This is a genomic window from Streptococcus sp. 3874 (genome assembly GCF_013276425.1).
GTDB classification, from domain to species: Bacteria; Bacillota; Bacilli; order Lactobacillales; family Streptococcaceae; genus Streptococcus; species Streptococcus pseudopneumoniae.
In genome coordinates this window covers 38,945-50,190 of the sequence record NZ_VMLA01000027.1, presented here as the reverse complement: position 1 = coordinate 50,190, position 11,246 = coordinate 38,945, and the positions used below count along the sequence as shown (strand labels likewise).

Here is an 11,246-nt window from a genome sequence, read left to right as displayed (position 1 = left end):
TACGGCAAGGTGAAGTTGACGCGGTTTGAAGAGTATAAAGGTGTACCGAGATGAACATCTCTTCATCAATGTCTCTGGTCGTGGAGACAAGGACGTAGCTGCGATTGCAGACTACCTAGAAGCTAAAAAATAAAAGATGGAAAAATTACAGTCCTTTCTCTCACAGAGAGCTTGTGGTTGCTGAAAACAAGCAGAGAAAACTGTAAGGTTGGGTCCATCTGAAACGAGAGAAGAAAACATCATTCTCAAGGGAGTGCCCTTTATCGCACAGCCTGTTACAGAATCTTTCTAAGACAGGAATGAGAGATAGGAGAAATCCTATAATTGAGGTGGCACCGCGAATTTCGTCCTCACGCAAGTTATTTTGCGTGGGGATTTTTCATACAGTCACCACGGACTAGAAGTAGAACTGAAAGGGAAATTACAATGGAACGAATCATTCATGGAGATGTCTTATCGCCAATCTTGGCTTATATGCGCCTAAAGGGGCAACACAAGGTTATCTTAGAGAGTATTCCGAGAGACAAGGAAACAGCTCGTTTTTCTATCTTAGCCTATAATCCAGTTTTTGAGATTAAGTTTGAAAATGGAGTTCTTTATCAAAATGGTCAAGTGATTGATCGGGATTCCTTGGATTTCCTTTATGAAGTGACTCATAAGAGCCAGCACCATTCAGATCTACCTTTTGGTGGTGGGGCAATTGGTTTTGTTGGTTACGATATGATTTCGCTTTATGAAGAAATTGGTCAAATCCCTCAAGATACAATTGGGACGCCAGACATGCATTTCTTTGTTTATGAGAGTTACATGGTCTTTGACCACAAGAAGGAAAAAATCCATGTCATAGAGGATGCTCTCTATAGTGAGCGCAGTCAAGAAAACTTGGAAGAAGCCTTGAACCAAGTGCTTGAGGAATTACGCATTCCTGCTCCAAATGAATTTGAAGACTTGGATCTATCTCCGTTAGACTTCAACCCCCATATTGCTCCTCAGAAGTTTGAGGAAATGGTGGAAATAGCTCGTGACTTGATTCGTAATGGCGATATGTTCCAATGTGTACTTAGTCAACGCTTCTCAGCAGAGGTGACTGGAAATCCATTTGACTTCTACAGAAATCTCCGCGTGACCAATCCATCTAATTACCTTTATTTCTATGATTTTGGGGATTATCAAATCATCGGAGCTAGTCCAGAAAGTTTAGTTTCTGTCAAAAATGGCATCGTGACAACCAATCCGATTGCAGGGACGCGACCAAGAGGGGCTACGGATGAAGAAGACAAGACCTTGGCGACTGACCTCCTCTCTGATGAGAAGGAAACAGCAGAACATCGAATGTTGGTAGACTTGGGGCGTAACGATATTGGCCGCATCTCTGAAACGGCCAGTGTCCAAGTTACTAAGTATATGAAGGTGGAGCTCTTCCGCTATGTTATGCATTTGACCAGCGTGGTCAAGGGACGTTTGCTTCCAGAACTCACTGCTATGGATGCCTTGAAATCAACACTTCCTGCTGGAACAGTTTCTGGAGCACCAAAGATTCGAGCTATGAGACGCATCTATGAACTGGAAACAGAAAAACGGGGCGTATACGCGGGAGCAATCGGCTACTTGTCTGCGACGGGTGATATGGATTTGGCCATTGCCATCCGAACCATGATTCTCAAAAATCAAAGAGCCTATGTGCAGGCTGGGGCAGGGATTGTCTACGACTCTATCGCCCAAAACGAATACCAAGAAACCATTAACAAAGCAAAATCTATGACTAGAATTGGAGAACTAAGACCATGATTTTATTGATTGACAACTATGATTCTTTTACCTATAACTTGGCCCAATACATTGGGAATTTTGCAGAAGTTCAGGTTCTGAGAAATGATGATTCCAAGCTGTATGAAGAAGCTGAAAAAGCAGATGGTCTGGTCTTTTCTCCTGGTCCTGGTTGGCCAGTTGATGCTGGAAAGATGGAAGACATGATTTGTGATTTTGCAGGCAAGAAGCCGATTCTAGGGATTTGTTTGGGTCACCAAGCCATTGCAGAAGTCTTTGGTGGTAAGCTAGGTTTGGCTCCAAAAGTCATGCATGGGAAACAGAGCAATATCAACTTTGAAGCGCCATCTGTTTTGTATCAAGGTATTGAGGATGGCCGTGCGGTCATGCGTTATCACAGTATTTTGATTGAGGAAATGCCAGAAGACTTTGAAGTGACAGCTCGTTCGACTGATGACCAAGCCATCATGGGGATTCAACATAAAAACCTACCGATTTATGGCTTCCAGTACCATCCAGAGAGCATTGGAACGCCAGACGGCTTGTCTTCTATTCGGAATTTTATCGAGAAGGTTGTAAAGTGAGGAAACTAGGATGAAAGAGATTATTGAAAAACTAGCAAAATTTGAAAATTTATCAGGTGTGGAAATGATGGATGTCATTGAGCGTATCGTAACTGGGCGTGTAACTGAAGCGCAGATTGCTTCTCTCCTCTTAGCTCTTAAGATGAAGGGGGAAACACCTGAAGAACGCACAGCCATTGCCCAAGTCATGAGAGGACATGCCCAGCATATTCCAACTGAGATTCATGATGCCATGGACAACTGTGGTACAGGTGGGGACAAGTCTTTCAGTTTTAATATTTCCACAACTGCAGCCTTTGTCTTGGCTGGTGGCGGTATTCACATGGCCAAGCATGGTAACCGCTCGATTTCTTCTAAATCTGGCTCCGCAGATGTCCTCGAAGCCTTGGGAATCAATCTTGACCTCAAACCAGCTGAACTAGGTAAGGTCTTTGATAAAACTGGAATCGTCTTTCTCTTCGCTAAAAATATGCACCCAGCTATGAAATACATCATGCCAGCTCGTTTGGAATTGGGAATTCCAACGATTATGAATTTGACTGGTCCACTGATTCATCCAATGGCTTTAGAAACACAGCTTCTTGGAATTAGTCGTCCAGAACTCCTAGAAAGTACAGCTCAGGTTTTGAAAAATATGGGTCGCAAACGTGCCATCGTGGTTGCTGGACCAGAAGGGTTGGATGAAGCTGGCTTGAACGGAACAACCAAGATTGCACTTCTTGAAAATGGCGAAATCAGCTTGTCAAGCTTTACTCCAGAGGATTTGGGAATGGAAGGCTATGCTATGGAAGATATTCGTGGTGGGAATGCTCAGGAAAATGCAGAAATTTTGCTCAGCGTTCTGAAAAACGAAGCAAGTCCATTCTTGGAAACGACAGTCTTGAATGCTGGTCTTGGTTTCTATGCTAATGGTAAGATTGATAGCATCAAGGAAGGAGTTGCCTTGGCTCGTCAAGTGATTGCTAGAGGCAAGGCCCTTGAAAAACTCAGACTGTTACAGGAGTACCAAAAATGAGTCAGGAATTTTTAGCACGAATCTTAGAGCAGAAGGCGCGTGAGGTGGAGCAGATGAAGCTGGAGCAAATCCAGCCTCTGCGCCAGACCTATCGCTTGGCAGAATTTTTGAAGAATCATCAGGACCGCTTGCAGGTAATCGCTGAGGTCAAGAAAGCTAGCCCTAGTTTGGGAGATATCAATCTCGATGTGGATATTGTGCAACAGGCCCAGACTTATGAAGCAAATGGTGCAGTGATGATTTCTGTTTTGACAGATGAGGTTTTCTTTAAAGGTCATTTGGATTATCTAAGGGAGATTTCCAGTCAGGTAAACATTCCGACGCTCAACAAGGACTTTATCATCGATGAAAAGCAAATCATCCGCGCTCGCAATGCAGGTGCGACAGTCATCTTGCTCATTGTGGCAGCCTTGTCAGAAGAACGTCTTAAGGAACTTTATGACTACGCGACGGAACTTGGTCTGGAAGTCTTAGTGGAAACCCACAATCTAGCTGAACTAGAAGTGGCTCACAGACTTGGTGCCCAGATTATCGGGGTCAATAATCGCAATTTGACTACCTTTGAAGTCGACTTGCAGACCAGTGTAGACTTGTCCCAACACTTTAAGGAAGGACGTTATTACATTTCTGAATCTGCTATTTTCACAGGGCAGGATGCGGAACGACTAGCGCCATACTTTAACGGAATTTTAGTAGGGACAGCTCTCATGCAGGCAGAAGATGTAGCCCAGAGAACCAAGGAGTTGCAGATTGACAAAGGTTAAAATTTGTGGACTATCGACCAAAGAAGCGGTGGAAACAGCCGTTTCAGCAGGAGCCGATTATATCGGTTTTGTCTTTGCACCTAGTAAAAGACAGGTGACTTTAGAAGAGGCAGCTGTGCTGGCAAAGCTTATTCCTGCGGATGTGAAAAAGGTTGGTGTATTTGTTTCACCAAGTCGGGCAGAACTGCTAGAAGCGATTGACAAAGTTGGCTTGGACTTGGTTCAAGTTCACGGTCAGGTGGCAGATGATTTATTTGAGAATTTGCCTTGTGCCAGTATTCAGGCTGTGCAGGTAGATGGAAATGGGCATGTCCCCAATTCTCAGGCAGATTATCTACTCTTTGATGCCCCTGTGGCAGGAAGTGGCCAGACCTTTGACTGGGCTCAACTGGATACGACTGGATTAACTCAGTCTTTCTTTATCGCAGGTGGGCTTAATGAAGACAATGTAGTAAAAGCAATTCAACACTTTACTCCCTATGCAGTAGATGTATCAAGCGGAGTGGAGACAGATGGACAAAAAGATCATGAAAAGATTAGAAGATTTATAGAGAGGGTAAAGCATGGCATATCAGGAACCAAATAAAGATGGATTTTACGGAAAATTCGGCGGACGTTTTGTCCCAGAAATATTGATGACAGCAGTTTTGGAGTTGGAGAAGGCCTACCGTGAAAGTCAGGCAGACCCAAGTTTCCAAGAGGAATTAAACCAGCTTTTGCGCCAGTACGTAGGACGTGAAACTCCTCTTTATTACGCAAAAAACTTGACCCAGCATATCGGCGGAGCCAAGATTTATCTCAAACGGGAAGACCTTAACCATACAGGAGCCCACAAGATTAACAATGCCTTAGGACAAGTTTGGCTTGCCAAACGCATGGGTAAAAAGAAAATTATCGCAGAAACGGGTGCTGGTCAGCACGGTGTGGCAACTGCAACTGCTGCGGCCCTCTTTAACATGGAATGTACCATCTACATGGGTGAGGAAGATGTCAAACGCCAAGCCCTCAATGTCTTCCGCATGGAGCTTTTGGGAGCCAAGGTCGAGGCTGTAACAGATGGTTCGCGCGTGCTCAAGGATGCGGTCAATGCAGCCCTTCGTTCATGGGTGGCTAATATCGACGATACCCACTATATCCTTGGTTCTGCCTTGGGGCCTCATCCATTTCCAGAAATCGTTCGTGACTTCCAAAGTGTCATCGGTCGCGAAGCTAAACAACAGTATCGCGATATGACAGGTCAAAATCTGCCCGATGCCCTAGTAGCCTGTGTTGGTGGTGGATCTAATGCTATTGGGCTCTTCCATCCCTTTGTAGAAGATGAGTCTGTAGCTATGTATGGAGCTGAAGCGGCTGGACTTGGTGTGGATACAGAGCACCACGCAGCTACCTTGACCAAGGGTCGTCCAGGTGTCCTTCACGGTTCCCTCATGGATGTGCTCCAAGATGCCCATGGTCAAATTCTTGAAGCCTTCTCTATCTCAGCAGGTTTGGACTATCCTGGTATCGGTCCAGAGCATTCTCACTACCACGATATTAAACGTGCCAGCTATGTCCCTGTAACAGACGAAGAAGCCTTGGAAGGATTCCAACTCTTGTCTCGTGTGGAAGGGATTATCCCAGCCTTGGAATCGAGTCATGCTATCGCCTTTGCGGTGAAATTGGCCAAAGAACTTGGACCAGACAAGTCTATGATTGTCTGTCTATCAGGTCGTGGGGACAAGGATGTGGTTCAAGTCAAGGACCGCTTGGAAGCAGATGCAGCAAAGAAGGGAGAAGCTCATGCCTAAGACACTAACAGAAAAATTAAACGCTATAAAAGCAGCTGGAAAAGGAATTTTCGTTCCCTATATCATGGCTGGAGACCATGAGAAAGGTTTGGATGGACTTGGGGAAACAATTCACTTTTTAGAAGATTTAGGTGTCTCTGCAATTGAAGTGGGCATTCCCTTTTCAGATCCTGTTGCAGATGGACCTGTTATCGAAGAAGCTGGCCTGCGCAGTTTAGCCCACGGGACCTCTACCCAGGCTTTGGTTGAAACCTTGAAAACAATTGAAACAGAGGTTCCACTGGTCATCATGACCTACTTCAACCCCCTCTTTCAGTACGGTGTGGAGAATTTTGTCAAAGATCTGGCTGATACAGCTGTGAAGGGCTTGATTATCCCAGACCTGCCTCATGAGCATGCCAACTTTGTAGAACCATTTTTGGCAGATACAGACATCGCCTTGATTCCTCTAGTTAGTTTGACGACAGGGCTTGAGCGTCAGAAAGAGTTGATTGATGGGGCAGAAGGATTCGTCTATGCGGTTGCCATCAATGGGGTGACAGGGAAATCAGGCAATTACCGCGCAGATTTGGACAAGCACTTGGCACAACTTCATCAAGTGGCCGATATCCCAGTCTTGACAGGATTTGGCGTATCTAGTCAAGCTGATGTAGAACGCTTCAATGCGGTATCGGATGGTGTTATTGTCGGTTCGAAAATTGTAAAAGCCCTCCACCAAGGAGAGCCGATTCAGGACTTTATCAAACAAGCAGTAGCTTACCAAAAATAATCACACAAGCAGCAAGTAAGAGGAAAGGCACAAAAGGAAGTCTTTCCTTTTTCTTTTGCAGGAGAAAAGCTGGTTTTAGATATCATTTGCTAAATTACTCTAATATATAACTTTAAGAAAAAGCTAATTATTGTAGTAATTTCTTTAAGAAAATGATATAATTCATTAAAAAGTATTCGGAGGAGGAAGAATTATGTTGAATCAGGATCTCTTTGATTCACTTGAGGCACAAAAAATTGTAGATACTTTGATGAAAGGGCAAAAAGATTATGTAGATGAACGTCTAGAAAAAAGAGAGACAATGAAAGTGTCGAATGGTTATGCATGGACGCGACCTAATCATATTGATAATGCATTTGCATCAGCAGATTTGTTTGAGTATAAATTACAATTAGCAGGACAGACTTGGGGATATTTAGAATTTGAAACAAATACAGAAAAATATGGGAAAGTATTGTTAATTATAAAGGGTAAGAAGCGACTTACGAGCCAATTTCCTTTGGTACAAAAAAATAAGAGTGGCTACTTATTTGAATATGCTCGGATGAATACACTTTATCTTAATCAACATTCTTCCTACAAAAATGATGAAGATAGTCATTCTTTTCCAATTCAGATGGAGTTAGTTTCTGATGAAATGATTCAAGAAATTGAACAAGCTACCAAAAATTCGAATATCGAAAAATTTATGATTTTAACTTATGAGGCGGACTCAGAAAACAATATTATATCTGTAGATGTTGTTATGCCTGATGCACGAACTGGTCAGTTACACTTGATTCAGGATTTGTCTGAGTATATTCAATCAAGTTCGTACCATTTCGAAGAAGCTAAATATCAAAATATTCCTAATTTTTCAGAATTATCGGAAACAGAAGATTTTGAAATTATTCCAAGAATAGAAAAACAAGAAGGTCAAAAGTAGTAAGGAGTATGTAAATGTTTAATGGTCGGGTATTGAAAGAATTACGGCTGTTAAATGGTTTAAGTAGAGCAGAATTGGCTCAGAGAATTAATTTAACGGAACAAGCCATTTGGCAGTTTGAGTCCAACGAAACGAAACCTAAATTATCAACCAAAATGCATTTGGCCAACCAATTTCATGTTGATTTAACTTATTTTGAACAGGAAGAAGAGAGCATTCGATTTGATTCTTCTGTAATTGCCTTTAGAAATGCAGATCTAGCAACACGGAAAACAATAGATATTCAAACTATGTATTTACATAAGGTAGATAGTTTGATTGATTATTTTGAAAGTTTTGTAATTATACCTAATATTACAATTCATGACCTAAGTAATGTAGTGAGTGAATCTTATCATAAGGAAGAATCTATTGAGGAATTGGCTCTTTATGCCAGGGAAAAATTAGGTATTTCAAAAGATAATCATGATTTGCTTTATAAATTAGAACGTTCAGGCATCTATATCGTGGAACGATTAATTAATGGTCAAGCTGATGCTTATAGCGCATGGTCAAAATTGGGAAGACCTTATATTGTGTTGGGGACGAATAAATCATCTGTACGTCGAAATTTTGACTTAGCTCATGAGCTAGGACATATTCTTTTACACAAATATAAAGATATGAATGAAGATGGCGATCGTTTGGAGCAAGAAGCAAATTATTTTGCATCATGTTTTTTATTGCCAAAAGAAGAGTTTTTAGTCAAATTTGAAGAGAAGGTTGGCAAGCGTGTCAGCAATCCTGATAGTTATATTTTATTGAAGTCGGATTTGAATGTTTCGATACAGGCTTTAGAGTATCGAGCTTTTAAGTTAGGATTATTGACTCCAAAGCAACATTCTTACTTTTATCGTCAAATTGCGCAAAAAGGTTACAAAATGATTGAACCTTTGGATGATCAAATTTTTGTAAAAAAACCAAGCAAAGTAAAGAGTATCCTGGACGTCGTTTTGAGTAATCATCTAGTCAGTCTAGCGACTATAATGTCTAAACAAAGTATTCGTTTACAGTTTATAAGCGAAATATTTTCAGTCGAAATGAAATTTTTTGATCAGTATCAAGAAGATAAAAGAACAGATCGATTTGATAACATCATTCCTTTGTACAAAAGAAATAATTTATAATTCAACTGTGAAATAATTTCATGAAGGACATATGGCAAAAATTGGACTTTATCAAACAAGCAGTAGCTTACCAAAAATAATCACACAAGCAGCGAACAAGAGGAAAGGCACGAAAGGAAGTCTTTCCTTTTTCTTTTGCAGGAGAAAGGCTAGAATTCCTGTTGCAGAAGCAAACTGAATCAAGATGAGTAATTCAGTCACACTAAAGACGAGAGTACAAGAAGCTAAAAAGAGAAAATCCCCTGCGCCCATGCGAATATCGATAAAATGAGCCAAAATTCCAAGAACAAGGAAGAAAATCATGACCAGATTCCAGCCAGAGGAAGCCATGAGGATTAGGTGGAAAGTCATCCAGACCAGTAAGGGATATTCCTGATGGCGAAAGTCGTAGATACCCAAGGTCAAACCAGCGGTGATTAGGATGACTTGTCCCAAGGAGAGCCATCCCCAAGAGTAAAGCAGAAATATGAGTCCTAAGCCTAGTTCCAAAAGGGTATACCAGACAGGATAAGGAGCCTTGCAGTAGCGACAGCGAAAGCGATTGAAGACCTGCGAGAGAATCGGAATTAAATCTAAGGGACGCAAGCGAGTCTGACAGGAATCGCAGTGACTAGCCGGTCGGATAATGGATTGCTCTGGAAAGCGGTCAATGACCAAACCAAGAAAGGAAGCGAGAATGCTCCCAACAAGAAAAAAATAAAAATCAATCATACTTATCTATTCGTAAAAAATGGGAGAAGTAGTATAATGGAGAAACATAGATAAGATGGGGAGGAAAAGATGACAATTCGTTTTGAAGAAAAGGTGAGCCCAGAAAACGCTCAGCTCGTATGCCAATGGTCCAACTCCCTAGGCAAATCATTTCAAGAACAATGGATGGGAACAATGATTCCTTTTCCCTTGACAATTCAAGTCTTGCAAGAGTTGGAAGGAATCTTTTCAATCTTTGAAGGACAAGAGTTTGTCGGGCTTATCCAGAAAATCAGGCTAGAAGACAGCAATCTTCATATTGGAAGATTTTTTATCAATCCTCAGAAACAGGGGCAAGGCTTAGGTAGTCAGGCTTTAAGGAAATTTGTTAGTTTGGCCTTTGAAAATGGAGACATAGATACTATTTCTCTAAATGTCTTCGAAGCAAATCAAGCAGCTCAGCACCTTTATCAAAAAGAAGGATTTGAGATCATTCAAACCATTGATGCACCAGAACGAAAATACATCATGAAAAAGGGGAGATAGAAGCAAGCAAAGTCTTTTCCTGTTTTATGTAGATGTTTACACATGAAAATTGAAGTATTTTCAAAAGCTAATTGGAGTGATTTTATTCATGATGGGAAAAAGGGTCTGGACAAAAATGATTGAGAAATAGTTGCTAAAAAAGCGTTTGCATGATACTATATATTGAAAGGAGGTGATAATATGGTAGAACAAAGAAAATCAATTACCATGAAAGATGTTGCTTTAGAAGCAGGAGTTAGCGTTGGAACAGTTTCACGTGTGATTAATAAAGAAAAAGGCATTAAAGAAGTAACCTTGAAAAAAGTGGAGCAAGCGATTAAAACTTTGAATTACATTCCAGATTACTATGCTAGAGGAATGAAAAAAAATCGAACAGAAACGATTGCAATCATTGTACCAAGTATCTGGCATCCCTTCTTTTCAGAATTTGCTATGCATGTGGAAAATGAAGTCTATAAGAGAAATAACAAATTACTCTTATGTTCTATCAATGGTACAAATAGAGAGCAAGACTATCTGGAGATGTTGCGTCATAATAAAGTTGATGGAGTGGTTGCCATTACCTATAGTCCAATTGAACATTACTTGACGTCAGGAATTCCCTTTGTTAGTATTGACCGCACATACTCAGATATTGCCATTCCTTGTGTTTCATCAGATAATGATGCAGGTGGAAGAGAAGCAGCTAAACAATTAATTAGTAAAGGATGTCAGCATTTAGCCTTTGTGGGCGGACATAATACAACCATTAATGAAACCAAACGTCGTAGAATTTCCTTTGAAAAGTATGTCCAAGAGCATAAAATACCTCTTAGTATTTTTGATTTGGATGAGACAGTTACTGACTATCATGGAAAGCTAGAGAGTTTCTTGGAAGACAATCATTCTATAGATGGAATTTTTACAATTAACGACTTTGCAGCTTTAGATGTTATTGATATACTAGAAAAAAATGGTAAACGTATTCCTCATGATGTCCAAATTATTGGATACGATGGAATTAAAATGGCTGGAGATAGAGATTATCTACTTTCAACTATTGAACAACCATTGGAAGAAATGGCAAAAGAAGCGGTTCGGATTTTGTTTGATATTATTGATGGAAAGACTGTTAATTTGCAGACAATCCTACCAGTGAAATTTGTTGAAGGAAAAACAACAAAAAATGAAAATAAGTCTTGACAGAAAACGCTAACAATGTTAGAATGAATTCAGATAAAAAAAGATTTATTT

General features: G+C 40.8%; 12 protein-coding genes, 1 pseudogene and 1 other annotated feature. Of the genes and pseudogenes, 11 read left to right on the top strand and 2 right to left on the bottom strand.

Features of this window, described 5'->3' with window-relative positions:
• The first annotated feature begins 129 nt into the window (after nucleotides 1-129).
• Nucleotides 130-355: a binding site (T-box leader), on the top strand.
• Nucleotides 356-426: 71 nt separating this feature from the next.
• The 7 genes from trpE to trpA are packed head-to-tail and all read left to right on the top strand — an operon-like array spanning nucleotide 427 to nucleotide 6,686.
• Nucleotides 427-1,788, top strand: a complete 1,362-nt coding sequence (trpE, locus tag HT703_RS03135; RefSeq protein ID WP_172929914.1) for an anthranilate synthase component I — start codon at nucleotides 427-429, stop codon at nucleotides 1,786-1,788.
• A complete protein-coding gene (locus HT703_RS03130; RefSeq protein ID WP_000601921.1) occupies nucleotides 1,785-2,351 on the top strand; it encodes an aminodeoxychorismate/anthranilate synthase component II in 567 nt (188 codons plus the stop codon). Before trpE ends, HT703_RS03130 begins: the two co-directional genes overlap by 4 nt.
• Before the next feature lie 10 nt (nucleotides 2,352-2,361).
• Entirely contained in the window at nucleotides 2,362-3,366 is a 1,005-nt protein-coding gene (gene trpD / locus HT703_RS03125; RefSeq protein ID WP_050207425.1) for an anthranilate phosphoribosyltransferase, read from the top strand.
• Nucleotides 3,363-4,130, top strand: a complete 768-nt coding sequence (gene trpC, locus HT703_RS03120) for an indole-3-glycerol phosphate synthase TrpC (RefSeq protein ID WP_000076540.1) — start codon at nucleotides 3,363-3,365, stop codon at nucleotides 4,128-4,130. Before trpD ends, trpC begins: the two co-directional genes overlap by 4 nt.
• The gene (locus HT703_RS03115) at nucleotides 4,117-4,716 is read left to right on the top strand and encodes a phosphoribosylanthranilate isomerase (protein ID WP_000169908.1); all 600 of its coding nucleotides are present in this window, start codon (nucleotides 4,117-4,119) and stop codon (nucleotides 4,714-4,716) included. Before trpC ends, HT703_RS03115 begins: the two co-directional genes overlap by 14 nt.
• Nucleotides 4,694-5,917: a tryptophan synthase subunit beta gene (gene trpB / locus HT703_RS03110; RefSeq protein WP_023940760.1), complete on the top strand. Its 1,224-nt coding sequence runs from the start codon at nucleotides 4,694-4,696 to the stop codon at nucleotides 5,915-5,917. Before HT703_RS03115 ends, trpB begins: the two co-directional genes overlap by 23 nt.
• Complete coding sequence (gene trpA, locus HT703_RS03105) at nucleotides 5,910-6,686, top strand: tryptophan synthase subunit alpha (protein ID WP_001127013.1); 777 nt, start codon at nucleotides 5,910-5,912, stop codon at nucleotides 6,684-6,686. Before trpB ends, trpA begins: the two co-directional genes overlap by 8 nt.
• Here the strand turns inward: trpA and HT703_RS03100 are convergent.
• A pseudogene (locus HT703_RS03100) lies at nucleotides 6,658-6,756 on the bottom strand (prepilin peptidase); the annotation flags it as partial. The gene trpA and the pseudogene HT703_RS03100 overlap by 29 nt on opposite strands.
• Before the next feature lie 123 nt (nucleotides 6,757-6,879).
• Here HT703_RS03100 and HT703_RS03095 point away from each other — a divergent pair.
• Nucleotides 6,880-7,611 carry a hypothetical protein gene (locus HT703_RS03095; protein WP_023940758.1) on the top strand — a complete coding sequence of 244 codons (732 nt, stop codon included), beginning with the start codon at nucleotides 6,880-6,882 and terminating at the stop codon, nucleotides 7,609-7,611.
• A 14-nt stretch (nucleotides 7,612-7,625) separates the two neighbouring features.
• Entirely contained in the window at nucleotides 7,626-8,777 is a 1,152-nt protein-coding gene (locus HT703_RS03090; RefSeq protein WP_172929913.1) for an XRE family transcriptional regulator, read from the top strand.
• 51 nt (nucleotides 8,778-8,828) lie between these two features.
• On the opposite strand, the gene HT703_RS03085 is transcribed toward HT703_RS03090, so the two are convergent.
• Entirely contained in the window at nucleotides 8,829-9,488 is a 660-nt protein-coding gene (locus HT703_RS03085; RefSeq protein WP_023932624.1) for an A24 family peptidase, read from the bottom strand.
• A 69-nt stretch (nucleotides 9,489-9,557) separates the two neighbouring features.
• On the opposite strand from HT703_RS03085, the gene HT703_RS03080 reads away from it, so the two are divergent.
• Together HT703_RS03080 and HT703_RS03075 are read left to right on the top strand one after the other, a co-directional pair.
• Nucleotides 9,558-10,013, top strand: a complete 456-nt coding sequence (locus HT703_RS03080; protein WP_023932626.1) for a GNAT family N-acetyltransferase — start codon at nucleotides 9,558-9,560, stop codon at nucleotides 10,011-10,013.
• A gap of 180 nt (nucleotides 10,014-10,193) precedes the next feature.
• Nucleotides 10,194-11,195, top strand: a complete 1,002-nt coding sequence (locus tag HT703_RS03075) for a LacI family DNA-binding transcriptional regulator (protein WP_000230199.1) — start codon at nucleotides 10,194-10,196, stop codon at nucleotides 11,193-11,195.
• The last annotated feature ends 51 nt before the right edge of the window (nucleotides 11,196-11,246 follow it).